This is a genomic window from Mycobacterium sp. E2699 (genome assembly GCF_001666745.1).
In the GTDB taxonomy this organism is placed as follows: domain Bacteria; phylum Actinomycetota; class Actinomycetes; order Mycobacteriales; family Mycobacteriaceae; genus Mycobacterium.
On the sequence record NZ_LZJH01000115.1, the window covers coordinates 41,889 to 66,575 of the forward strand.

At 70.0% G+C, this 24,687-nt stretch carries 22 protein-coding genes, 1 pseudogene and 1 riboswitch; of the genes and pseudogenes, 14 read left to right on the plus strand and 9 right to left on the minus strand.

What is annotated here, in order from left to right; all coding sequences use genetic code 11:
- Positions 1-155: 155 nt before the first annotated feature.
- The 6 genes from A5696_RS20595 to A5696_RS20620 all read right to left on the minus strand — a co-directional run bounded on the left by A5696_RS20595 (position 156) and on the right by A5696_RS20620 (position 7,164).
- Entirely contained in the window at positions 156-1,205 is a 1,050-nt protein-coding gene (locus A5696_RS20595; RefSeq protein WP_067882857.1) for a hemolysin family protein, read from the minus strand.
- Positions 1,202-2,572 carry a hemolysin family protein gene (locus A5696_RS20600; protein ID WP_067882858.1) on the minus strand — a complete coding sequence of 457 codons (1,371 nt, stop codon included), beginning with the start codon at positions 2,570-2,572 and terminating at the stop codon, positions 1,202-1,204. The genes A5696_RS20595 and A5696_RS20600 overlap by 4 nt, the downstream gene beginning before the upstream one ends.
- A gap of 171 nt (positions 2,573-2,743) precedes the next feature.
- Positions 2,744-4,180, minus strand: a complete 1,437-nt coding sequence (locus tag A5696_RS20605) for a GuaB1 family IMP dehydrogenase-related protein (protein WP_067882859.1) — start codon at positions 4,178-4,180, stop codon at positions 2,744-2,746.
- Between the two features lie 45 nt (positions 4,181-4,225).
- Positions 4,226-5,692 (minus strand): NADP-dependent phosphogluconate dehydrogenase, encoded by a 1,467-nt coding sequence (gndA, locus tag A5696_RS20610; protein WP_067882860.1) that lies wholly within the window; start codon positions 5,690-5,692, stop codon positions 4,226-4,228.
- Positions 5,693-5,779: 87 nt separating this feature from the next.
- The gene (locus tag A5696_RS20615; protein ID WP_067882861.1) at positions 5,780-6,730 is read right to left on the minus strand and encodes a M56 family metallopeptidase; all 951 of its coding nucleotides are present in this window, start codon (positions 6,728-6,730) and stop codon (positions 5,780-5,782) included.
- A 14-nt stretch (positions 6,731-6,744) separates the two neighbouring features.
- Positions 6,745-7,164, minus strand: a complete 420-nt coding sequence (locus A5696_RS20620; RefSeq protein WP_067882862.1) for a BlaI/MecI/CopY family transcriptional regulator — start codon at positions 7,162-7,164, stop codon at positions 6,745-6,747.
- A 290-nt stretch (positions 7,165-7,454) separates the two neighbouring features.
- Here A5696_RS20620 and A5696_RS20625 point away from each other — a divergent pair, with 290 nt between their 5' ends.
- From A5696_RS20625 to A5696_RS20675, 11 genes and pseudogenes are all read left to right on the plus strand, one after another.
- Positions 7,455-7,871: a PaaI family thioesterase gene (locus tag A5696_RS20625; protein ID WP_067882863.1), complete on the plus strand. Its 417-nt coding sequence runs from the start codon at positions 7,455-7,457 to the stop codon at positions 7,869-7,871.
- A gap of 353 nt (positions 7,872-8,224) precedes the next feature.
- Positions 8,225-8,292, plus strand: a riboswitch (guanidine-III (ykkC-III) riboswitch).
- Between the two features lie 117 nt (positions 8,293-8,409).
- Positions 8,410-9,573 (plus strand): agmatinase family protein, encoded by a 1,164-nt coding sequence (locus A5696_RS20630; protein WP_067882864.1) that lies wholly within the window; start codon positions 8,410-8,412, stop codon positions 9,571-9,573.
- 615 nt (positions 9,574-10,188) lie between these two features.
- Positions 10,189-11,553 carry a PPE family protein gene (locus tag A5696_RS28950; protein ID WP_304442257.1) on the plus strand — a complete coding sequence of 455 codons (1,365 nt, stop codon included), beginning with the start codon at positions 10,189-10,191 and terminating at the stop codon, positions 11,551-11,553.
- On the plus strand, positions 11,550-12,959 hold the full coding sequence (locus tag A5696_RS20640) for a PPE family protein (RefSeq protein ID WP_231964539.1): 1,410 nt from the start codon (positions 11,550-11,552) through the stop codon (positions 12,957-12,959). Before A5696_RS28950 ends, A5696_RS20640 begins: the two co-directional genes overlap by 4 nt.
- A gap of 61 nt (positions 12,960-13,020) precedes the next feature.
- Complete coding sequence (locus tag A5696_RS20645) at positions 13,021-14,586, plus strand: APC family permease (RefSeq protein WP_082956387.1); 1,566 nt, start codon at positions 13,021-13,023, stop codon at positions 14,584-14,586.
- Positions 14,587-14,631: 45 nt separating this feature from the next.
- Complete coding sequence (locus A5696_RS20650) at positions 14,632-14,934, plus strand: urease subunit gamma (RefSeq protein WP_067882866.1); 303 nt, start codon at positions 14,632-14,634, stop codon at positions 14,932-14,934.
- Positions 14,931-15,245: an urease subunit beta gene (locus A5696_RS20655; protein WP_067882867.1), complete on the plus strand. Its 315-nt coding sequence runs from the start codon at positions 14,931-14,933 to the stop codon at positions 15,243-15,245. Before A5696_RS20650 ends, A5696_RS20655 begins: the two co-directional genes overlap by 4 nt.
- Positions 15,242-16,957, plus strand: coding sequence for an urease subunit alpha (locus A5696_RS20660; protein WP_067882868.1), 1,716 nt, complete (start codon positions 15,242-15,244; stop codon positions 16,955-16,957). Before A5696_RS20655 ends, A5696_RS20660 begins: the two co-directional genes overlap by 4 nt.
- A 10-nt stretch (positions 16,958-16,967) precedes the next feature.
- A complete protein-coding gene (locus A5696_RS20665) occupies positions 16,968-17,609 on the plus strand; it encodes an urease accessory protein UreF (protein WP_067882869.1) in 642 nt (213 codons plus the stop codon).
- A gap of 10 nt (positions 17,610-17,619) precedes the next feature.
- The gene (gene ureG, locus A5696_RS20670) at positions 17,620-18,291 is read left to right on the plus strand and encodes an urease accessory protein UreG (protein ID WP_067882870.1); all 672 of its coding nucleotides are present in this window, start codon (positions 17,620-17,622) and stop codon (positions 18,289-18,291) included.
- Positions 18,291-18,932, plus strand: a pseudogene (locus A5696_RS20675) (urease accessory protein UreD); the annotation flags it as partial. The gene ureG and the pseudogene A5696_RS20675, both read left to right, overlap by 1 nt.
- Positions 18,933-18,936: 4 nt before the next feature.
- Here the strand turns inward: A5696_RS20675 and A5696_RS20680 are convergent.
- From A5696_RS20680 to A5696_RS20690, 3 genes are all read right to left on the minus strand, one after another.
- The gene (locus A5696_RS20680; protein WP_067882871.1) at positions 18,937-20,322 is read right to left on the minus strand and encodes an NAD(P)/FAD-dependent oxidoreductase; all 1,386 of its coding nucleotides are present in this window, start codon (positions 20,320-20,322) and stop codon (positions 18,937-18,939) included.
- A gap of 178 nt (positions 20,323-20,500) precedes the next feature.
- Positions 20,501-21,418, minus strand: a complete 918-nt coding sequence (locus A5696_RS20685) for an LLM class F420-dependent oxidoreductase (RefSeq protein WP_067882872.1) — start codon at positions 21,416-21,418, stop codon at positions 20,501-20,503.
- 63 nt (positions 21,419-21,481) lie between these two features.
- Complete coding sequence (locus A5696_RS20690; protein ID WP_067882873.1) at positions 21,482-22,159, minus strand: SDR family oxidoreductase; 678 nt, start codon at positions 22,157-22,159, stop codon at positions 21,482-21,484.
- A 180-nt stretch (positions 22,160-22,339) separates the two neighbouring features.
- Here A5696_RS20690 and modA point away from each other — a divergent pair, with 180 nt between their 5' ends.
- The 3 genes from modA to A5696_RS20705 all read left to right on the plus strand — a co-directional run.
- Positions 22,340-23,104: a molybdate ABC transporter substrate-binding protein gene (gene modA / locus A5696_RS20695; RefSeq protein WP_067882874.1), complete on the plus strand. Its 765-nt coding sequence runs from the start codon at positions 22,340-22,342 to the stop codon at positions 23,102-23,104.
- A gap of 81 nt (positions 23,105-23,185) precedes the next feature.
- On the plus strand, positions 23,186-24,226 hold the full coding sequence (locus A5696_RS20700) for a hypothetical protein (RefSeq protein ID WP_067882875.1): 1,041 nt from the start codon (positions 23,186-23,188) through the stop codon (positions 24,224-24,226).
- Between the two features lie 87 nt (positions 24,227-24,313).
- Positions 24,314-24,687, plus strand: a 374-nt coding sequence (locus tag A5696_RS20705; RefSeq protein ID WP_156738513.1) for a DUF222 domain-containing protein, incomplete at its 3' end; no start/stop codon positions are given.

The window sequence follows — 24,687 nt, forward strand, 5'->3', positions numbered from 1 at the left end:
AACGATGGCGCCGCGGCGGGTCCCGAGGGTCGCTTCTGGCAACGCATGTTCCGCGGGCCGGGACCCTCTGCTCTCCAGCATTTCCTTGACTGGTAGCCGTTGCAGATCATACGGCCTGCGCGCGGGCCCACCCATCCGCCGGGCCCGGCGGGCGGCTATGCGTCGCGCATGGCCCCGACGAGGTCTTCCACCAGATCCTCCATGGCCACCATCGCCACCACGTCGCCGGTGACCCCGTTGTCGGCCGTCACCAACGCCAGGTGGCTGTTGCTGCGGCGCATCCGCGACAGCGCGTCGGCCAGCGGCAGCGATCGGGGAACCCGCGGCAGCGGTCGCACCAGCGCCTGGTCGATCACCGTCTTCGGGTCGTCGTCGAGCGTCAGCACGTCCTTAATGTGCAGGTAGCCGACGAACTTGCCGTCGAGATCCGCGACGGGGAACCGGGAGTAGCCGGTTTGCGCCAAGGCCTCCTGGACCGCGCCGACGGTCGGCCCGGAGCCGGGCGCGGCCACCCGCACCGCGCGGATCGCGGCGAGCGGCCGCGCGACGTCGCCGACCACACGGGTGCGAAGCTGCAGCGCCCGCGTCAGCCTGCCGTGCTCCTCGGCGTCCAACAGGCCCTCGGACACCGACTCGCTGATCATCACCCGCAGTTCCGTGGTGGAGACGGCGATGTCGAGCTGCGACTTGGGCTCGACGCGCAGCGCGCGCAGCACCACGTTGGCGCAGTTGTCGTAGAAGGTGATGAACGGCCGCGCGAACCGCACATACACCAGGTAGGGCGGGACCAGCAGCATCGCCGTGCGCTCCGGGCCGGCCAACGCGATGTTCTTCGGCACCATCTCACCCAGCAGCACGTGCAGCGTCACCACGATTCCCAGCGCGATCACCAGCGACACCGTGTGCAGCAGCGCCGGGTGCATGCCGGTGAGCCCGATCGCCCTGCGCAGCAGGTTGGCGACCGCGGCCTCGCCGACCCGTCCGAGCAGCAGCGAGGCGACCGTCACCCCCAGCTGCACGCCGGCCAGCATGGCCGGGAGGTTCTGGCTCGCGCGGATCACCGTGACGGCGCGCGCCTTACCCTGCTCGGCCAGGGTTTCGAGGCGGTCGCGGCGGGCCGAGATCAACGCGAATTCGGCTGCGACGAAGAACGCGTTCACCCCGATCAGCAGGACCGCCACCAGCACCGCGAGCAGGTCGTTCATCGGGGGGCCCGTCCGGCGGCGGTTTCGGCGCGGCGGTCCAGCCGCTGCAGCTCGAGCACGTCGATCCGCCGACCGTCCATCCGGACCACCGTCGCCTGCCAGCGCATCAAGGAGTCCAGCAGGCCGTCGGCGTCCAGGGCGGTCAACTCCACGGTTTCCCCGGCCGCCGGGATGTGGCCGATCTCGCGCAGCACCAGCCCGCCGATCGTCTCGTACGGCCCTTCGGGGGCCCGGAATCCGGTGGCGGCGGCCACCTCGTCGATGCGCAGCAACCCGTTCACCCGCCAGCCGGCGCCGGCCGGGACGACGTCGGGGGTGGCGTCGTCGTGTTCGTCGCGGACGTCGCCCACGATCTCTTCGATCAGGTCCTCGACCGTCACCATGCCGGCCGTGCCGCCGTACTCGTCGACGACCATCGCGGTTTGCAGTGGGTTGGCGCGGATCTCGGCCATCACCGCGTCGCCGTCCAGCGTCGAGGGCACCACCGGAACGTGTTGCGCGAGGGTGGTCAGCAAGGTGCGCGGACGCTCGCCGGGCGGCACCGCGAACACCTGCTTGACGTGCACGATGCCGACGGTCTCGTCGAGGTCGCCGTCGACGATGGGGAACCGGGAGAACCCCGACTCGGCGGCCGCCGCGACCAGGTCGGCGACGGTGTCGTCGGTCTGCAGTGCCACGATCTTCGACCTCGGCGTCATCAGTTCCTCGGCGGTCAGCTCGCCGAACTCCAGCGATCGCCGCAGCAGCACGGCCGTGGCCGCGTCCATGGTGCCGCTGCGGGCCGAGCTGCGCACCAGTGACGCCAGCTCCTGCGCCGACCGGGCCGAGCGCAGCTCCTCGGCCGGCTCGATGCCCAGCTGGCGGACGATCCAGTTGGCCGCGCCGTTCGTCAACCGGATGGCCGGGGTGAACAGCAGCGAGAACAGCAACTGGAAACCCGCGACGGCGCGGGCGCTCGACAGCGGGCGCGCCACGGCGAGGTACTTCGGGACGAGCTCACCGAACACCATCGACACCGACGTCACGATCACCAGCGCCAGGAACGCGATGATCCCGTCGGCCAGCCCGTTGGGAATGCCGAGGGAGCTCAGCGCCGGATGCGGCAGGTCCGCCACCAACGGCTCGGTCAGGTAGCCGGTGGCGAGCGTGGTGGTGGAGATGCCCAACTGGGCGCCCGACAGCTGAAAAGACAGCCGCTGCTGGGCGCGCTGGATGAGGCGGTCGCGGCGGCTGCCGGCGCGAACGTTGGCGTCCACCACGCTGCGGTCCAGCGCGGTCAGCGAGAACTCGGCCGCCACGAAGACCCCGTTGGCGAAGATGAGCAGCGCTATGGCCAGCAGGCTGACCGCGGTGAGGGCGACGTTCACGGCCGCTTCCTGCGGACGGCCCGGGCCGGTGGTGGGGCGTCGGCGCGTGCCTGCGGCACGTCATCCCTTTCCTCGGTGCGGCGCAGCGCTTTGCTGCCAGGGAGAAAACTCACGTGAATTCACATGTTAGCCAACACGTACCGGGCAGATCGACCGTCGGCGGCTCAGCGCTCACCAGCCCAGCGGCAGCGGGTGGCCCTCGGCGAACCCGGCGGCCGACTGCACCCCCACGACGGCGCGCTCGTGCAGCTCGGCCAGGGTGGCCGCGCCGACGTAGGTGCAGGTGCTGCGCACGCCCGAGGTGATGTGGTCGATCAGGTCCTCGACGCCGCCGCGGTCGGGGTCCAGCCCCATCCGCGCCGTCGAGATGCCTTCCTCGAACAGCGCCTTGCGGGCGCGGTCGAACGCGGTCTCCTCGCCGGCGCGGGCGACCACCGCCCGTTTGGACGCCATGCCGTAGCTCTCCTTGTACGGCTGGTCGTCGCGGTCGCGCATCAGGTCGCCGGGCGACTCGTACGTGCCGGCGAACCAGGAGCCGATCATCACATTCGACGCCCCGGCGGCCAGCGCCAAAGCCACGTCCCGCGGGTGCCGGATGCCGCCGTCGGCCCACACGTGGCCGCCCATTTCCCTTGCCGCCGAGGCGCATTCGAGCACGGCCGAGAACTGCGGGCGACCGACCCCGGTCATCATCCGGGTGGTGCACATCGCGCCCGGCCCGACGCCCACCTTGACGATGGTCGCCCCGGCGCCCAGCAGATCACGGGTGCCCTCCGCCGACACCACGTTCCCCGCCGCCAGCGGCAAGCCCAGGTCCAGCCCGGCGACCACCTTGATCGCGTCCAGCGTCTTGACCTGATGCCCGTGCGCGGTGTCGATCACCAGCACGTCGACGCCGGCCTCGGCCAGCGACCGGGCCTTGGCGCCGACGTCGCCGCTGATGCCGACGGCCGCGCCGATCCGCAACCGCCCCCGGGCGTCGGTGGCAGGCGTGTACAGGCCGGCGCGCACGGCCCCGGTCCGGGTGAGCACCCCGGCCAGGGTGCCGTCGCCGTTGGTCACCACCGCGACGCCGATGGGGGCGTGCTCGAGCAGGTCGAAGATCTTGCGCGGTTCGGTGCCCAGCGGAGCGGTGACGACGTCGGTCGCGACCACGTCGCGCACCCGGGTGAAGCGGTCCACGCCCTGGCAGGAGGATTCGCTGACCACGCCGATGGGGCGGCCCTCGAACAACACGACGGCCACGCCGTGCGCGCGCTTGTGGATCAGCGCCATCGCGTCGGACACCGAGTCGTCGGGCTCCAGCACCACCGGGGTGTCGAGCACCAGGTCGCGGCTCTTGACGAACTGCACCGTCTGCTGCACCGCGGTGATCGGCAGGTCCTGGGGCAGGATCACGATGCCGCCCCGCCGCGAGACCGTCTCCGCCATCCGCCGCCCGGCCACCGCGGTCATGTTGGCGACCACCACGGGAATCGTGGTGCCCGAGCCGTCTGCGCTGGACAGATCGACGTCGAAGCGCGACGCGATCTCGGACCGGTTGGGCACGATGAACACGTCGTTGTAGGTCAGGTCATACCCCGGCCGGTGCCCGTCCAAGAACCTCATGACAGTCGACTGCCCCCTTTGCGCCCTCTTACACGCGAGCCGCGCTCAGGCGGGCACTTCGCTGCGGTCACCGCTCCAGAGCGTGTGGAAGCGCTTGTCCGGATCGGCGTCGGTGCGGCCGTAGGTGTGCGCGCCGAAGAAGTCGCGCAGCCCCTGGGTCAACGCCGCGGGCAGCCGCTCGGTGCGCAGCGCGTCGTAGTAGGACAGCGCCGAGGAGAAACCCGGGATCGGGATGCCCAGCCGGGTGGCGGTCACCACGACGCGACGCCAGCCGTCGATCGCGGCCTCGATCGCGCTGCGGAAGTACGGCGCGACGATCAGCGTCGGCAGGTCGGGGTCCTCGTCGAAAGCGTCCTTGATCCGGTTGAGGAACTTCGCCCGGATGATGCAACCGCCGCGCCAGATGGTGGCCAGGTCGCCCGGCGTGATGCCCCAGTCGTATTCGGCGCTGCCGGCCTGAATCTGGTTGAACCCCTGGGCGTAGGCGATGATCTTCGACGCGTACAGGGCCTGGCGGACATCCTCGACGAATTGCTTTGCATCGCTTGGCTTTTCACCCAACTCGCCCGAAGCCAGCCCGGTGGTGGCCTTGCGCTGGGTCACCGAGCCCGACAGGGCCCGGGCGAACACGGCCTCGGCGATGCCGGTCACCGGCACACCCAGGTCGAGGGCGGACTTGACGGTCCAGCGGCCGGTGCCCTTCTGCTCGGCCTCGTCGAGGATGACGTCGACGAGCGGCTTGCCCGTCTTGGCGTCCTTCTGCCGCAGCACCTGCGCGGTGATCTCGACCAGGAAGCTGTCCAGATCGCCCGAGTTCCACTCGTCGAACACGTCGGCGATCTCGTCGGCGGTCTTGCCGAGCCCGTCGCGCAGCAGCTGGTAGGCCTCGCCGATCAGCTGCATGTCGGAGTATTCGATGCCGTTGTGCACCATCTTGACGAAATGTCCGGCGCCGTCGGGCCCGATGTGGGTGCAGCACGGCACCCCGTCGACGTGTGCGGAGATCTCCTCGAGCAGCGGGCCCAGCGACTTGTACGACTCGGCCGGACCGCCAGGCATGATCGAAGGCCCGTTGAGCGCGCCCTCCTCGCCGCCGGAGATGCCGGCGCCGACGAAATGCAGCCCGCGCTCGCGCATCGCCTTCTCGCGGCGGATGGTGTCGGTGTAGAGCGCGTTGCCGCCGTCGATGATGATGTCGCCTTCCTCCATGGCGTCGGCGAGCTCGTTGATGACGGCGTCGGTGGGGTCGCCGGCCTTGACCATGATGAGCACCCGCCGCGGCTTCTCGAGAGCGCCGAGAAACTCCTCGATGCTTTCAGAGCGCACGAAGTTGCCCTCTCCAAGATCCGAGCCGTGCTCCCGGAGCAGCGCGTCGGTCTTGGCGACGGACCGGTTGTGCAGCGCGACCGTATAACCGTGGTGGGCGAAATTGCGGGCGATGTTCGATCCCATGACCGCCAGGCCGGTGACGCCGATCTGCGCGGTCCCGGTCTTCGCGTCCGACGAACTCATTGCTGCGCCTCTTTCGTTGGGAGCTGTTCCGAAATTCCTTCGGTCACACTGTGGCACAGCGGGCGCGCGTTCGCCCGGGGCGGTGCATCAGAGGTTGAACAGCCGGCGCAGCTCGGTGAGCCACGGGACTACCAGCGCCACCGTGGGCACCACCATGACGGCGGCCGCGGCCAGATACGCCGCCGCCGAGAGCTTCAGGCTGTTGCCGCGCCCGGACAGCCGGCGCACCCGCACCACCGTGCTCGGGCCACCGACGGCCAGGGCGCCCGACGGCGCCCGCCCCGACGCGCACGCCACCAGCGCGCGGGCCAGGGGGGTGCGGCCGGTTGCGCGCACCGCCGCGTCGTCGGCCAAAAGTTCGACCAGCAGTTGCACCGCGCGCAGCGCGTTGGTGCTGCGGACGAGCCGCGGGAAGGCGGCGTGCACCGCGGTGAACGCCTCCAACACCAGATCGTGGCGGGCCCGCAGGTGGGCCCGCTCGTGGGTGAGGATCGCCGCGACTTCCTCGTCGGCGAGCGTTTGCAGCGCGCCCTCGCTGACCACGACCCGGCTCCGGACGCCGGGCAGGCAGTAGGCGAGCGGCTGCCGGACGTCCAGGATGCGAAGGTCGCGCGTGCGGGCACACGGCTGGGCGGCGGCCGCGCCATGCCCGACCCCGACCAGGTCGACGACCATGCGGTGATGGGCCCGCCGGCGCCGATTGGCGATGGCCACCCGCAGGACGGCGACCATCAACCGGGCGCCGACCACCACGGTCAACGCGAAGACGGCGATGTATGCCGTCCACAGCGGCCAGCCGAGCCGGCCCGCGGCGCCGACGATGCCGGCGGTGGGCCGCCCGTCGGGCCCGGGCACGAGCAGCCTGCTGGCGATCGCGATCCCGGCGCTGAACGCAGACAGCACCGCGGCCAGCGCGACGGCCTGCCAGAGCACCATCGCGGCGCGGGGTGCGCGCAGGGGCCACGTCGCGCGTGCCAACAAGGCCGGCGCGGGGCCGACCAACAGCACCGCGAGGATGGTGAAGGCCAGCGCTGCCACGCTGCCAGTCTCCCTCAGTCCTCCGCCGCTGCGCCAGCCGACGGCGTGTCGTCGCGTTGATTGGCTTCCAGCTCATCGAGGGCGCGCCGAAGCGCCTCGGCCTCGTCGGCGCCGACCCGCTCGACGAAGTGCACGAGCGCGGCTTGCCGGTCCCCGGAGTCCTCCGCCTGCGCCAGCGCGTCGACCATGAGCCCGGCGACCAGCTCGTCGCGGCCGTGCACCGGCGCGTACCGGTGGGCGCGGTCGTCGCGGATCTGGGAGACCAGGTTCTTCTTGGCCAGCCGTTGCAGGACGGTCATGATCGTCGTGTATGCGAGGTCGCGCCGCGCCGACAACGCCTCGTGGACTTGGCGAACGGTTTGCGGTTCGGCCGTGGACCACAGATGGTCCATCACGGCGCGTTCCAGATCGCCCAACCGGGTCAGCTTGGCCATAGTGCGTTCATCTCCTGAGCGTCGAAACCAGCGTACTCCGCTTACTACTGCCGGTCGTACCAACGCGGTCACGTCGCGTCGCGTTTCGCCGGGAAGCTCTTGCGAAATTAGGGCAGCCTTGCCTATATTAATGGCGGTCGAGCGACAATGACCGCGGCAGAGTCCTGAGGGCTGCAGCGACCCCCGGTCTACTCGATCGGCGAGCCCCGCGCCCAGCGCGGGGCTCGCCCGTTTTCGGGCGGCCGTTCCGCCCCGCCGGCCGCCGGTCGGCAATGGTGTAGACACATAACGTGCCACCGCCGCCCGACGCGATCCTGCCGCCGAATTTCACCGCGCCGTTCGACACCGAGCTGGGGCTGCGGTTCACCGAACTCGGACCAGACGGCGCCCGCGCCCAGCTCGAGGTCACCCCGAAACTGCTACAGCCGATGGGCCTGGTGCACGGCGGTGTCTACTGCTCCATGGTCGAGAGCATGGCCAGCGTTGCCGCCTACACCTGGCTCAACGCCAACGGCGACGGCGGCAACGTGGTGGGCGTCAACAACAACACGGACTTCCTGCGCTCGATCGGCTCGGGAACCGTGCACGGCAGCGCGGAGCCGATCCACCGTGGCCGGCGCCAGCAGCTCTGGCTCGTCACGATCACCGACGCCGCCGATCGGGTGGTGGCCCGCGGCCAGGTGCGCCTGCAGAACCTCGAGGCGTAATTCCCAGCAAGTTCCCAGCGCTCGACCAGTCGTCACGTAGGCTGCCGGCGGCGCGGCGGCCGGGCTGCGAAAATGCCTGCTCCGCAACGGAAATCACGACCCGCGGTGGCCGGTTCTGCGCGCCGCCCCGGAGCGGTTCTTCGTTGCGTTCGGCCGACGCCTCGCCAACGTCTCGGCTTCGCGGGGGCCGGATGCGCGGCAGCGTCTGCGTGAAACGCATTGCTGTGCAACGCCTTTCACCCAGCGCATGAATGCGGCGAAGCCCGGGACCGGCGGGTGGGACGGAGCCGATCGCCGCGGTGCGACACGGCCGCCGCCGAAAGTTGCCCCCGCCGAACGAGCCGGTACCTTCAATAGCGGCGCGCCGCAGGGGCCGCCCGGACGAGTTCGCCGTACCCGGAAAGCGACAAGACGGCGACCGCGGGATGCCTGACGCGCCGGTTCACCCAAAACTGGTCCCTGGACCTGTCTTCCGCTTAGACGCCGGTCGTCGGGGCATCCTCCGCCGTGAATTGGTTCGCGACGAGAGGACACATTGATGACAAACCCGTTCGCCGGTCAGGCCGACATTCCCAACCGGGAAGGCAGCTGGGCACAGCAGGCCGAGGCGGAACTGCCCACCCGGCGGCATCGCGAAGAGATCGAGCGGTGCCTCGCCCACGGCCTCGAGGCCGCCCCGACGATCAACGACCGCACGCTGTCCACCTTCTCCCGCGGTGAGCTGCCGCACTTCGCCGGGGAGCGCGGAACGTTCCTCAAGTGCCCGTTCCTGGAGGACGTGCACGACGTGGGCGACGCCGAGGTGGCGGTCTTCGGGGCGCCCCTGGATGCCGGCACCACCTACCGGCCGGGCACCCGGTTCGGCCCGATGGGGATCCGCCGCTCGACCAACCTGTTCGGCACCTACTGCTACGAGCTGGGGGTCGACCTGCGGGAGCAACTCAACATCGTCGACATCGGCGACGTGCTGACGATCCCGGCCAACATCGAGAAGTCCTTCGACCAGATCAGCCAGGCCATGTCCCACGTTGTCTCCCAGGGCGTGTTCCCGGTGATCCTCGGCGGCGACCACTCGATCGGATTCCCGACCGTGCGGGGCCTGGCCCCGCACATGGACGGCAACGTGGGCATCATCCACTTCGACCGCCACGTCGACACCCAGGAAACCGACCTCGACGAGCGCATGCACACCACCCCGTGGTTTCACGCCACCAACATCAAGAACGCGCCGGCCACCAACCTGGTGCAGATCGGCATCGGCGGGTGGCAGGCGCCGCGCGCCGGGGTTCAGGTGGGCCGGCAGCGGGGTAGCACCGTGATCACGGTCGGGGACGTCGAGCGCGTCGGGATCGAGAAGGTCGCCGAGATCGCCCTCGAAACGGCGTGGAAGGACGCCAAGGCGGTCTACCTGTCGTTCGACATCGACGTCATCGACGCCGGCTTCGTGCCGGGCACCGGTTGGCCCGAGCCCGGCGGGCTGTTGCCGCGCGAAGCGCTCAACCTCATCCGGCTGATCTCCGAACCCGGGCTGAACGGGATCGAGGTGGTGGAATGCTCGCCGCCCTACGACTGGGCCGAGCAGACCGCGCTGATGAGCAGCCGGGTCATCCTGGACAGCCTGGCCGTGATGGTGCGCGCCGGAAAACTCGGCAAGAAACCGGCCGCCATGAAGCGACACGCGTGGGGACCCTATAGCGACTAGCCCCGCCCCGCGGGTTCCGACGGACCCTCCGCCCGGATGGCGGCCATTGCTTGCCGAGTATGGCAATGGCAATGCCATCCGGACGGACGGACGTCTGCGGCGGCATGATCGACCGGCCGCGCGTTCGGGTTGCGGGGGCCACGAGTGTGGGGTCCCCGAGCGGCCCTGAACGCCGCCCTTGAGGTCCCGGCGGCGCGCGCGTCCGGACCGGCGACACGCCTTGTTGTATAAGCATTTTCATCTCGCGTCGGCGTAGTCCGCGGCCCGTCCAGGTCGATCGAGCGGCGCCCCGCGTGGCTCCGGCCACGGCCGGATGGCCGTTAGCTGCGGGGGCGCCGCCGCCAGCATGCCCAGAGCGTCTGGGCGTACCTTCAGCTAATTATCAGGAGTTAACCAGGCTGGTTTCAGCCTGCTGCGCCACCATGTAGTCATTGCGCGCCGATCCAGACGCTGGCATGGCGAAGTGCGCGCCGGTGCGCTGCCGGCCACGTCTCTGCCGAGACCGCACCGCGCGCATTGCCGGGCGTTGAGAAGCCAGCGTCCAACCATCGTTCGCGCAGGCACGGCTGCCGGGAATGTGTGCGCCCGCGCCGGGTGGGCTTGTCAGGGGGAGTTGTGACGCTGGATTTTGCGGCATTGCCGCCGGAGGTCAACTCCGGACGCATGTACGCGGGGCCGGGCCCGGGGCCGATGGTCGCCGCCGCCGCGGCCTGGGACGGGTTGGCCGCGGAGCTCACCATCGCGGCACGTTCGTATCGCTCGGCGATTTCCGAACTCACCGGCGGCCCGTGGGTGGGCCCGTCGTCGGCCACGATGGTCGCCGCGGTGACCCCGTACCTGTCCTGGATGAGCGCAACGGCCGCGCAGGCCGAGCAGACGGCCGGTCAGCTCAAGTCGGCGATCGCGGCGTACGAGGCCGCGTTCGTGGCGACCGTGCCGCCACCGGAAATCGAGGTGAACCGGGCGCTGCTGGCGGCGTTGGTGGCCACCAACTTCCTGGGGCAGAACACCCCCGCGATCATGGCCACCGAGGCGCAGTACGCCGAGATGTGGGCCCAGGACGCCGCGGCGATGTACGGCTACGCGGGCGCGTCGGCGGCGGCCACGAAGCTGATCCCCTTCGGCATGCCGCCGCAGACCACCAACCAGGGCGGGACGGCCGCCCAGGCCGCCGCGGTCAGCCAGGCCGCCGCGGCCGCGACGGGTCCCGGCGCGCAGTCCGGCCTGACGCAGGCGATGAACCTGGTGCCGGCCGCGCTGCAGGGCCTCGGGTCCGGGGGATCGTGGGACCCGATCTCGTTCGTGGAGGACGTGCTGGGCACCACCACCGGCCAGGCGCTCAACACCTTCACCACCGACACCGGCAACTGGGCCCTGGTCATCAGTGGGCCGTTGTTCACGGCGTCGGGCATCACACCTCTGCTGGGCGGCCTGTACGGGCTGGCGGTTCCGCAGGCCGCGGGCGTGGCCGGCGACGTGGCGCCCGCCGCGGGGCTCGGTTCGCTGGCGGGTTCGGTCAACCCGGGGGTGGGCGGGTCCGTCGCCGCGAGCGCGGGTGGGGCGGGCTCCGTCGGCAAGTTGTCGGTGCCGCAGTCGTGGGCGTCGGCCACCCCGGGGATCCGGCTGGCGGCCACCGCGGCGGCGGTGCCGGCGGCCGGCCCGGGCGGCGCGCCGCAGGCCGGGCCGGGGGGCTTCTTCGGCGGCGTCCCGCCCGTGGGCAGCCTGGTCAACGCGCCCCGCGGCGAGGAGACGCGGGCACGAACCGGGTCGGGCCAGAAGGTGGTCCCGACGATGCCGGGCGAGCAGGGCGCCGACGAGGCGGCCGGGCGGCCCGCGCCGGCGCAACCGGCTCGGCAGCACGTCGCCAGCGCGTTGAGCGACCGGGAGCGCGAAGAGCTCGGCAAGCTGCGCAAGGAGATCGCCGAAGCCGCGATGGAGCGCGACGCGGCGGCGCGCCTGATCAAGGAGGCGATGCTGTGATCGGCCTGGATTTCGCGGGATTGCCGCCGGAGGTCAACTCCGCCCGGATGTACGCGGGTCCCGGCGCGGGGTCGCTGACGGCGGCCGCGGCGGCCTGGGAAGCGCTTGCGGCGGAGCTGAATTCGACCGCGAGCTGCTATCGCGAAGTGGTGTCCGGGCTCGCCGACGGGCCGTGGGTGGGCCCGTCGTCGGGGGCGATGGCCGCGGCGGTGACCCCCTACCTGTCGTGGATGACCGCGACCGCCGCCCAGGCCTCGCAGACCGCCGGTCAGCTCGGCTCGGCGGCCGCGGCCTACGAGGCGGCGTTTGCGGCCACGGTGCCCCCGGCGGAGATCGAGGTGAACCGGGCCTTGCTGGCATCGCTGGTGGCCACCAACACCTTTGGGCAGAACACCCCGGCGATCGCGACCACCGAGGCGCAGTACGCCGAGATGTGGGCGCAGGACGCCGCGGCGATGTACGGCTACGCCGGGGCCTCGGCGGCCGCGACGAGGCTGACGGCGTTCGCCACACCGCCGCCGACGACCAACCAGGCCGGAACAACGGCCCAGGGCCCCGCGGTCAGCAACGCGGCGGCCACCGCCACCGGCTCGAGCACCCAGTCGGCGCTCGCGAACGTGCCGAATCTGCTGCAGGGCATGTCGGCACCGGCGGCCTCGGCTCCCGCGGGCAACCCGATCATCGACTACCTGAACGGGCCGAATCCGATCCTGGACGTGCTGAACAGCTATCCGTTGCAGACGTTCCACACGCTCAGCGCCGGAACGGTCGGTTATCAGATCCTCTCCGAGGGTCTCAACTTCGACGCCTCCGGTTCCTTGCTGACCCTCGCCCCGCCGGTGGCCGCGGCCTGGAACCCGGTGGTGAGTGCGCTGACGCCGCCGGCGGCCGCCGCACCGGCGGCCGGGGCGGCGGCCGGCGCCGGCCTCGCGTCCAACGTGGCGGGCCCGTCCGGCGCGGGCGCCTCGGCGGGCCTGGGCGGGGCGGCCACGGTCGGCAACCTGTCGGTGCCGCCGTCGTGGGGCAGCTCCCCGGCGATCCGGCTGGCCGCGACGGCGCTGCCGGCCACCGCCCTGGACGGCTCGCCGCCGGCCGGGCTCGGCGGCCCGGGCACCTTCTACGGCGGCCTACCGGCGATGGGCCCGGTGGCCAGCGTCGTCAACGCGCCGCGCGGCGACCAGCCGCGCGGCCGGTTGCGCCACAAGGTGGTCGCGGCGCTGCCCGGAGAGCAGGAGGATCCCGCGGCGCCCTGGGTCAAGCCCGGCGCACCCGCGGACGGGGACGGCGCGGTCAGCGAGCGCGACGAACTCAACCAGCTCCGCAAGGCGATCGCCGACGTGACCAGGCAGCGCGATGTTCTCAAGCGCACGGCCGCGACGCTGATTAAGGAGGGCACGCAGAAATAGGCGACGAAAACCGGATTGTGACAACAGGTTTCGATGATTGGGGTCGGTTCAATTGTTTTTCATGAAGTTCGCCGGGTCTGACCAAAGCGTAGAGAGCGACCCGGCCGTCGACGTGCTACCCACGCCCGCACACCAGGCTCAACCTCGCGCGACGACGCCCACCGAGGCCGCGCCCGAGGACGAGGACCTCGCCCAGCTCAAGGCGCTGGGGTTCTCCTCGGAGTTCAAACGGGACATGAGCCCGTGGGCCAATTTCTCGCTGGGCTTCACATATCTGTCGCCGGTGGTCGGCATCTACACGGTGTTCGCGTTCGCGCTGGCCACCGCGGGCCCGCCGATGATCTGGAGCCTGCTGATCGTCGGCGCGGGGCAGATGCTGGTGGCGCTGGTGTTCAGCGAGGTGGTCGCGCAGTTCCCGGTGGCCGGCGGCGTCTACCCCTGGGCGCGACGGCTGTGGGGGCGCAAGTGGGCGTGGATGACCGGCTGGGTCTACATGTTCTGCCTGTTGGCCCTCATCGCGGACGCGGCCTTCGGCGCGGGTCCCTACCTGGCCGCCATGGTCGGCTTCCGCCCGACCGCGCTGGCCAAGATCTTTTGCGCGCTGGCGGTTTTGGCGGTGGCCACGCTCATCAACCTCACCGGCACCAAGATCCTGGGCTACTTCGCGATCTTCGGCTTCAGCGCCGAGCTCATCGGCGCCCTGGTGGTCGGCATCTGGCTGCTGATCACCCACCGCGCCCACGGCCTGGGTGTGTTGTTCCACAGCTTCAACGCCCAGGGCGGCCACAGCTTCCTGTATGCGTTCCTGGCCGCCAGCCTGATCGGCTTCTATCAGTTCTTCGGCTTCGAGGCGTGCGGCGACGTGGCCGAGGAGGTCCGCAACCCCGGCATCCAGATCCCCAAGGCGATGCGGCGCACCATCTACGTCGGCGGGGCGGCGTCGACGTTCGTGTGCCTGAGCCTGATCCTGTCGGTGACCGACTTCGGCGCGGTGATCCGCGGCGAGGACACCAATCCCATCTCGACCGTCCTGCAGAGCGCCTTCGGAGACCTGGGCTCCCGGGTGGTGCTGGGCATCGTGCTGATCTCGTTCGTGTCGTGCGCCCTGAGCCTGCAGGCCGCCGCCAGCCGGCTCATCTTCTCCTACGGCCGCGACGGGATGATCTTCGGTTCGCGGCTGTTGGCGCGATTCGATCACAAGCGGCACGTGCCGCCGTTCGCCCTGCTGGCCGCGGTCATCGTCCCGGGCGCGCTGATCGCCGGGACCATCGTCTCCGAGCACCCGCTCAACAAGCTCGTCAGCTTCGGCACGGTCGGCGTGTACCTCGGCTTCCAGATGGTGGTGCTGGCCGCGCTGCGGGCGAGGCTGAAGGGCTGGCGGCCGTCGGGCAAGTATCAGCTGGGCAGGTGGGGCATGCTGGTCAATGTCAGCGCACTGATCTACGGCGTCGCGGCGATCGTCAACATCTGCTGGCCGCGCACCCCCGACGCGCCCTGGTACGACAACTATGTCGTGCTGCTGATGGCGGGGGTCATCATCGGCGTGGGCCTGCTGTACATGGCGTCGGCCCGGGCGTACGCCAAGAGCGACGCCCCCTACGCCGACGCCATTCCGCGGCGGGCCTGAGTCGGGGTAAGACCCGCCGCAGCGGGATGGCAGGATCGGGAGGACATGCTTCTCACGCCGCACGAGCAAGAGCGCCTGCTGTTGTCCTACGCCGCCGAGCTGGCTCGTCGGCGCAGGGCGCGCGGGTTGCGGCTGAATGTCCCCGAGGCCACCGCGGTCATCACCGACCACATCCTCGAGGGCGCGCGGGACGGCCGCAGCGTGGCCGAGCTGATGTCCAGCGGGTGTGCGGTGTTGGGTCGCGACGACGTGATGGAGGGGGTACCGGAGATGATCGACGAGGTGCACGTGGAAGCGACGTTCCCGGACGGCACCAAGCTGGTCACCGTCCATCACCCGATCGCATGATTCCCGGCGAAATCCTCTATGGCGCGGGCGATATCGAGATCAATGCCGGCGCGCAACGGCTCGAGATGCGGATCGTCAACACCGGCGACCGCCCGGTGCAGGTCGGCAGCCACGTCCACCTGCCGCAGGCCAACCCGGCGCTGTCGTTCGACCGTGCCGCGGCTCATGGCCACCGGCTCGACGTTCCGGCGGCTACCGCGGTCCGCTTCGAACCCGGCATCGCCCAGACGGTCCGGCTGGTCCCGCTGCGCGGCCGGCGCGAGGTGCACGGACTGAGCCTGGACCCGCCCGGACGGCTCGACCCGTCATGACGCGGCTGTCCAGGGAGCGCTACGCCGACCTGTTCGGCCCCACCACCGGGGATCGGATCAGGCTGGCCGACACCGACCTGCTGGTGGAGATCACCGAAGACCGCAGCGGCGGACCGGGTTTGGCGGGTGACGAGGCGGTCTTCGGCGGCGGCAAGGTGCTGCGCGAATCGATGGGCCAGGGGCGCGCCAGCCGGGCCGACGGCGCGCCGGACACCGTGATCACCGGCGCGGTGATCCTCGACTACTGGGGAATCATCAAGGCCGACATCGGGATTCGCGACGGCCGCATCGTCGCGATCGGCAAGGCGGGAAACCCCGACATCATGTCGGGCGTGCACCCGGACCTGGTGGTCGGACCGTCCACCGAAATCATCGGCGGCAACGGGAAAATCGTCACCGCCGGCGGCATCGATTGCCACGTGCACCTGATCTGCCCGCAGCTGATGCCCGAGGCGCTGGGGTCGGGCATCACCACCATCATCGGCGGCGGCACCGGGCCCGCCGAGGGCACCAAGGCCACCACCGTCACCCCCGGCGAGTGGCACCTGGCCCGGATGCTGGAGGCGCTGGATTGCTGGCCGGTGAACTTCGCGCTGCTCGGCAAGGGCAACACCGTCAACGCCGAGGGCCTCTGGGAGCAATTGCGCGGCGGCGCTTCGGGTTTCAAGCTGCACGAGGACTGGGGATCGACACCCGCGGCCATCGACACCTGCCTGACCGTGGCCGACGCCGCCGGGGTGCAGGTGGCGCTGCACACCGACACCCTCAACGAGATGGGGTTCGTCGAGACCACCCTCGGCGCCATCGCCGGCCGCTCGATCCACACCTATCACACCGAGGGCGCCGGCGGCGGGCACGCGCCCGACATCATGCGGGTGGCCGCCGAGCCGAACGTGCTGCCCAGTTCCACCAACCCGACGCGGCCGCACACGGTCAACACGCTCGACGAGCACCTGGACATGCTGATGGTCTGCCATCACCTCAATCCCGCGGTGCCCGAGGACCTCGCGTTCGCCGAGAGCCGGATCCGGCCGTCGACGATGGCCGCCGAGGACCTGCTGCACGACATGGGCGCGATCTCGATGATCGGCAGCGACTCGCAGGCGATGGGCCGCATCGGCGAGGTGTTGATCCGCACCTGGCAGACCGCGCACGTGATGAAGCGCCGCCGCGGCGCGCTGCCGGGCGACGGCGAAGCGGACAACAATCGGGCGCGGCGTTACGTCGCCAAATACACCATCTGCCCGGCCATCACGCACGGCCTCGACCACGAGATCGGGTCGGTGGAGGTGGGTAAGCTCGCCGACCTGGTGCTGTGGGAGCCGGCGTTTTTCGGGGTGCGCCCGCACGCGGTGCTCAAGGGCGGCATGATCGCGTGGGCGGCGATGGGCGACGCCAACGCGTCGATCCCCACCCCGCAACCGGTGCTGCCGCGGCCGATGTTCGGCGCCGCGACGGCTCCCGCTACCTCGCTGCACTTCGTGGCCCCGCAGGCCGTCGAGGCGGGCCTGGCCGAAAAGGTCTCGGTCCGAAGGCGATTGGTGCCGGTCAAGGATGTCGGCGCCGTCGGCAAGGCCGACCTGCCGCTCAACGACGCCATGCCGCGCATCGAGATCGATCCCGACACCTTCACGGTGCGCATCGACGGCGAGGTCTGGCAGGAGCAACCGGCGACGGAACTTCCCATGGCCCAACGATATTTCCTGTTCTGATGGCGCGCCGATGGTTCAGACGGCACTGACCACCCTGCTCGCGCTGGCCGATTCGCGACTGCCCACCGGCGCGCACGTGCACTCCGGCGGCGTCGAAGAGGCCGTCGCCGGCGGCATGGTGATCGACCTGGTGACGCTGAAAGCGTTCCTGGTGCGCAGGATTCGCACCCACGGGCTGGTCGCCGCCTCGGTGGCGGCCGCGGTGCACCGCGGTGACATCCGCATCGACGACGCGGACCGCGAAACCGACGCGCGCACCCCGGCGCCCGCGGCCCGGCAGGCCTCCCGCGGCCAGGGCCGGGGGCTGGCGCGGCTGGCGCGCCGGGTCTGGCCGGAGGCCGACTGGGACGACCTGGGCCCGCGCCCGCACCTCGCGGTGGCCGCCGGGCGCGTCGGGGCGATCAGCGGGCTGGATCCCGAACACACCGCGCTGCACCTCGTGTACACCACGATGACCGGGTCGGCCACCGCGGCCCAGCGGTTGCTGGCGCTGGATCCCGCCGCCGTCGCCGCCGTCACCTTCGAGCTGTCCGCCCTGTGCGAGCGCACCGCCACGGAGGCCGGCGCCGGGCTGGCCGACCTGTCCGACCCCTTGCTCGACACACTGGCGCAACGCCACGCCGAACGCGAGCGGCCCCTTTTCGTTTCCTGAAAGGCCAATCATGTCAACGCATCTGCACGCCCACCCGCACGTCCACCACGACCGGCCGAGACGGGTCAGGCGGCCGGGGGAGCCGCTGCGCATCGGTGTCGGCGGTCCCGTCGGCTCCGGCAAGACCGCACTGGTCGCGGCGCTGTGCCGGCAATTGCGCGGCGAGTTGTCCTTGGCGGTGCTGACCAACGACATATACACCACCGAGGACGCCGACTTCCTGCGCAGAAACGCGGTGCTGCCCGACGACCGGATCGCGGCCGTACAGACCGGGGGCTGCCCGCACACCGCGATCCGCGACGACATCACCGCGAACCTGGACGCCATCGACGACCTGATCGCCGCCCACGACGCGCTGGACCTGATCCTGGTCGAGTCCGGCGGCGACAACCTGACGGCCACCTTCTCGTCGGGCCTGGTGGACGTGCAGATCTTCGTCATCGACGTGGCCGGCGGCGACAAGGTGCCGCGCAAGGGCGGCCCCGGGGTGACCTACTCGGATCTGTTGGTGGTCAACAAGATCGACCTTGCGCCGTTGGTCGGCGCCGACCTGCGGGTGATGGCCCGCGACGCCGACGCCGTGCGCGGCGGCCGGCCCACCATCATGCAGTCGTTGACCGCGGACCCGGCGGCCACCGGGGTGCTGGCCTGGGTGCGCGCCCAGTTGGCCGCGTCACCCTGATGCGTTCCGAGGTTGTGCTGATCGCGTCGGCCGACCGGGCGCCGCGCATCCAGTTCCGCGGCGGTGGCATGCAGGCGCGTAGCACGTCGGCCGACACTGTGCACCTGGTGTCGGCGGCCGCCATGCCGCTGGGCGGCGACACCGTCGACATCCGGGTCGTCGTCGAACGCGGTGCACGGCTCAGGTTGCGCAGCGCCGCCGCCACCGTGGCGCTGCCCGGCCCGCGGACCCCCACGTCGCACGCCCACTGGAACTTGGAGGTGAGCGGCAGCCTCGACGTCGATCTCGAGCCGACCGTCGTAGCCGGCGTCGCCCGGCACCTGTCCAGCGTGCAGCTGTACCTGCACGACGACGGGCTGATCCGGTTTCGGGAGCGCGTGCAGATCGGCAGATGCGGCGAGGGCGAGGGGTTTTGGTCCGGCTCGCTGCACGCCGACCGCAGCGGCCTCCCGCTGCTGCGTCACCGGGTGGAATTGGGCGCGGGCTCGCTGGCCGACGACCCCATCTCGGCGCCGCGCGCCGCCATCAACGAATTGCGTTATCCGGAAACGGGTTTCGAATCCACCGCCACCGACGCTGGTGCCACCGTGTTGGCGTTGGCCGGCGGCGGGACACTGAGCACGTGGCAGGCCGACCGGCTGGCGGTCAGCTGGCCCGCCTGGCCGCCGGACGCTTCGCCTCGGCGGCCGCCACCGCCAGCTGTTCGAGCCGGGTGCGGGCAAACGCCTGTTGTTCGGTGATGGTGAGCTGGCCGCGGCGGGTGCTCAAGAAGGTCACCGTCCACGACAGCAGCGTGCTGACCTTGGTCTTGAAGCCGACCAGGTAGACCAGGTGCAGCACCAGCCACATCAGCCAGGCGATGAAGCCGCTGAACTCCAGCGGGCCGATCTTGGCCACCGCGGAAAATCGCGACACCGTGGCCATCGAGCCCTTGTCGAAGTACTGGAAAGGCTCGCGTTCGGCCGGGTCGGCGCCGCCGAGTTCGGCCTTGATCGCGGCGGCGGCGTACTTGGCGCCCTGGATGGCGCCCTGCGCCACTCCCGGCACGCCCTCGACGGCGGCCATGTCGCCGATGACGAACACGTTCGGATGCCCGGGGATGGACAGGTCGGGCAGCACCTTGACCCGTCCGGCCCGGTCGATTTCGACCGATGACTGCTCGGCGAGGTCCCTGCCCAGCCCGCTGGCCTGAACCCCGGCGGACCACACCTTGCACGCCGACTCGATGCGCCGGGTGGTGCCGTCGGAATCCTTGACCGTGATGCCGTTGCGGTCGACGTCGGTGACCATCGCGCCCAGCTGGATCTCCACGCCCATCTTCTCCAGCCGCGCGGCCGCCCGCTCACCGAGCTTCTCGCCGAACGGCGGCAACACCGCCGGCGCGGCGTCGAGCAGGATCACCCGCGCCTTGGTGGAGTCGATGTGGCGGAACGAGCCCTTCAGAGTGTGGGACGCCAATTCCGCTATCTGCCCGGCCATTTCGACTCCGGTGGGGCCGGCACCGATGACCGTGAACGTCAGCAGCTTGGCCCGTCGTTCCGGGTCGCGGGACCGCTCGGCCTGTTCGAAGGCGCTCAGGATCCGTCCCCGCACCTCCAGCGCGTCGTCGATGGATTTCATGCCCGGCGCGAACTCGGCGAAATGGTCGTTGCCGAAGTAGGACTGGCCGGCGCCGGCCGCGACGATCAGGCTGTCATACGGGGTTTCGTAGGTGTGGCCGAGCAGGTCCGAGACGACGAATTGGCCCTCCAGATCGATGTGCGTGACGTCGCCGAGCAGCACCTGGACATTGCGCTGCCTGCGCAGGACGACCCGGGTGGGCGGGGCGATGTCGCCCTCGGACACGATGCCGGTGGCCACCTGGTACAGCAGCGGCTGGAACAGGTGGTGGGTGGTGCGGGCAATCAGCTTGATGTCGACGTTCGCGTGCTTGAGCTTCTTTGCCGCGTTCAGCCCGCCGAATCCCGAACCGATGATGACGACCTGATGACGACGCTCGGGTGCGGCAGTGGTTTCTGCCTGCGTGCTCATGTTCGGGCTGCTCCTGATCGGGGGCTCCTGGACGCGCGAATTCAGTTAGCTACCACGCTAGTCAAGGCGATACCCCGACACCAAAGTCGTAAGCATGTGTAATCAAGCACATTGCGCATCGGGCCTGGTCGAGTAGGAGGTGATACTCGTCATGCCCGATGCCCAAATGCGTTGTGCGTTACAGCCCGACCAACGGGCGCAAGGCTTCGCCGACCGCGGCGATGGTGCCGGGCGTGTAGAAGGGCATGTTGATGATCACCCCGTCGATCCCGGCGTCCAGCACCTTGGTCTTGAGTTGGTCGGCGACGGATTCGGCGCTGCCGACCACCGAGCGCTGGGCCATCTCGGCGGGGATCTGGTCGGCCTTGAAATTCTCGTCGACGACCGCCGTGGTCAGCGTGCTGGTCTCGAGCGTGGCGGGGTCGCGGCCGATCTCCTCGCACCGCTCCCGCACGACCTTCAGCTTCGCCGGCAACTCGTCGAACCCGGCGATGACGTTGAGGTGATCGAAGTGGCGCGCGGCCAGCGGGATGGTCTTCTTCTCGCCGCTGCCGCCGATCATCAACGGAATGTGGTCGCGGAAGCGGGGATTGGCCACCGCCTGGTCGACGTGGTACCACTCGCCGGAGAAGGTGGGCCGCTCACCCTTGATCATCGGCAGGATGATCTGCAGCGCCTCCTCGAGCCGGTTGAACCTGTCGGTGAAGGTGCCGAACTCGAAACCCAGCTGGTCGTGCTCGAGCTCGAACCAGCCGGTCCCGATGCCCAGGATCGCCCGGCCCTGGCTCACCACGTCCAGCGTGGTGATGATCTTGGCCAGCAGGGTCGGGTTGCGGTAGGTGTTGCCGGTGACCAGGGTGCCCAGCTGCACCCGTTCGGTTCCGGTGGCCAGCGCGCCCAGCGCGGTGTAGGCCTCCAGCATCGGCTGGTCGGGGTCGCCCAGCATGGGCAGTTGGTAGAAGTGGTCCATCACGAAGACCGAATCGAATCCGGCCGCTTCGGCCTCGCGGGCCTGGGCCAGAACGGTGGGGAAGAGCTTGTCCACCCCGGTGCCGTAGGAAAAATTAGGAATCTGCAAACCGAGTCGAATAGCCACGCTAGTTACCGTAGCCACCGTCCCGGGGTCCGAACCAGGGCGGGAAACCGATTCGATTCAGCCTCAGGCGAAATGTGCGAGCGCGCCGTGGCTCACGTGCAGCGTCTGGCCGGTGATGTGGCGGGCCGCCGGGGTGGTGAGGAACAGCGCCAGGCGCGCCACTTCCGCGGCGACGGGCGGCGCCGTGCGGGACAGGCCGTCGTATCCCGGCTGGACGCTGCGGCCGCTGGCCACGGCGTTGACGGTGATCCCGCGGGTGCCGAAGAGGCCCGCCTGTCCGGTGACCCAATTCGACAACGTCGCCTTGATCGCCGCGTCGACGCTTCCGGCGGGCGGGTTCTCGGCGACCACGCTGATGATGGAGCCACCGGAGCGCAGATGGTCGCCGACGGCCTGCACGGTCAGCACAGCCGACAGCACCGTCGCGTCCAGGGCTTGGCGCCATGCCGCGGCCGCGTCGGACAGGGAGTACGTGCGCGGGTCGCCCGCTTCCCGGCTGGGCGCCGGCACGTTGACGATGGTGTCCAGGTGATGCGGGAACAAACCGCGAACCGATTCCAGGCTGGCCGGGTCGGTGGTGTCGCAGACGATCGCGTCCGCCTCGAGCTCCTTGGCGGCGATCTCGAGATCGTCGCGGCGCGCCCCCACCAAAGTCACCTTGTGACCGTCGTCGCGAAAACCCTCGGCTACCGTGCGCCCCAGCTCCGTGTCCCCGCCAGTGACCAGCACCTCCACTGCCATGACCTCCTCGTCTCGGCCCGTTATGGCATCGACCGCGGTTCATGTTACTGGACGGTAGCTAGTCGGCGAAATTCCGCACGCCGCGACGCGCGGATAAATTGCGTAACGGTTCGGTCGTCACTTTTTTGCGACGCTTGGGCCCGCAATCCGACCGCATCCTCGGCGGGATAGGGTGCAGCAATGCGGCGGATCGGGATCCTGGCCGGTGCGGTTTCGACGGTGTTGGTCGCGATGCTCGTCGGGTGCGGTCCGACGTCGCCGTCGCGGGCGTCGGGAAAGGTCGTGGTGTTCGGCGCGGCCTCGCTGAAGCCGGCGTTCACCCGCATCAGCCAGCAGTTCAGCAGCGAAAATCCCGGTAGCACAGTCGATTTCGAGTTCGCGGGGTCTTCCGAGCTCGCCACCCAGCTGACGCAGGGTGCGACGGCCGACGTGTTCGCGTCGGCCGACACCGCGCAGATGGACGCCGTGGCCAAGGCGGGACTGTTGGCGGGGGACCCGACCAATTTCGCGTCCAACACGCTGGTCATCGTCACCGCGCCGGGCAACCCGAAGAAGCTCGGATCCTTCGCCGACCTCGCCAGGCCCGGGCTGGGCGTGGTGATCTGCCAGCAGCCGGTGCCGTGCGGGGCGGCGACCCGGCGCATCGAGGACAGCACGGGGGTGCGCCTCAGCCCGGTCAGCGAGGAGCTCAGCGTGACCGACGTCCTCAACAAGGTCACCACCGGACAGGCGGACGCCGGGCTCGTCTACGTCACCGACGCCCGCAACGCCGGTGACACGGTGGCGACCGTGAACTTTCCCGAAGCCGCCGCCGCGGTGAACGTTTATCCGATCGCGGTGCTGAAGCACGCCCCGCAACCCGCGCCGGCGCAGAAGTTCGTGGCCATGGTGACCGGCGGCACCGGCCAACACATCCTGTCCCAGTACGGCTTCGCCAAACCCTGACGCGCGCACCATGCGGCCGGCGGCTGATGGCGCACCGCCGAATTGGGATCGGTATCGCGCCCGTGGGCCGATACTTCTGTGATGAGCGTCAACGATCAACCCGCTGCGTCACGCCGGTTCGTGGCATCCTCCCCGACCATGTCCACCCAGATGAACGCGTTCGCCACGGGGAAGGGCCGGTACCTTGTTCAGGCGGCGATGTTCGCGTTGATCTTCGTGATGGTCGGGGCGGTCGTCACCCGGCGGAGCGAGGGTTTCGCGATCGCGATCATGGGGCTCGTGGCGGTTGGCCTTTTCGGCGTGGTGGGCACCGCCTACGTGTGGTGGCGTTCGCGCCGAAACGTGGTCATCGGCGTCACGAGCGATGGCTTGACCGTCGATCAGCGGCGCGATGTTTTCCCATTCGTTGATGCAAAGCTGGGCCCCTGGGTGAACATGGGCGTGGCCCTCCATCTGCAAAGCGGTTCTCGGCGCTTTGTTCTCGGCGGACGAGATCGTCGCATCGGTCCGGCGACACGGCTCGACGCGCCGCCCGTGCAGGCCGTCGACGCCTGGCTGTGGGTCTCGGAGTTCGATGAGCTTCTCGCCGTGGCGGGCCGCCAGAGTGGGCTGGACCTGAGCGGTCCCGCGCTGGGTGAACCGACTCGGTGTTTGCTGTTTCCGAACCCGTATCTGGCCGAGGAGTTGGGGTCATTCGCGTTCCGAAAACAACTTCGGCTGCAGCGATCGCTCTCGGAGCCGAGCCTGGTGCTTGACGTGGACAACGACGAATTGCGGGTGCTCGACCCGAATGGCGATGCGCTTCGCGCCTCGGCTTCACGTGCGGACGCCACCGCGACGCCGGCAACCTTCCAGCCCGACAGTGTCACGAGCGGTGACGGCACCACGTACGACTACCCCGCCATCCCCGGCCTGGCGGTGAGTCTTCTTGGCGCGCAACCGCTTACGATCGGATGCCTCGACTTGGCGGGAGCGGGATTTCGCTTTTCGTGGCGCGGCGATTCGTCTTGGCCGAACGAACGTCCTGCCTATGTGGTCTCGGGAGCGGATTGGTTGGCGCTCGTTGACAAGTTCGGCCTGACCTCGCAGCTGGAAGACAGAGCCAAACGTGACGACGGCTAGTTCAAGCGGCTGATATCACGCCCTGCCGATTCTGGCCGTCCTCCCCGCGCGCGGGTTTTTGTCGTACCCGGCTGTGATGATGGGGTCATGTTGTCGACGGCACCGCCTCGGTTGGGGGTGAACCATAAAGAGCGGTTGGCGGTGTTGTTTGAGGAGTTGGCGGAGTTGGCCGGGCAGCGCAACGCCATTGATGGGCGCATCGTGGACATCGCCGCCGAGATCGAGCGCGACGCGCTGTGGGGGAACACCGGGGCCCGCTCGGTGGCGGCGCTGCTGGCCTGGAAGCTGGGCGCGTCGTCGGCCCACGCCCACACCATCACCACCGTGGCACGCCGACTGGAAGAGTTTCCGCGCTGCACCCAAGCGCTGCGCCAGGGCCGGCTCTCGCTGGATCAGGTCGGGGTGATCGCCGCGCGCGCCGGGGCGGGCTCCGATGCGCACTATGCCGAGCTGGCCGCGGT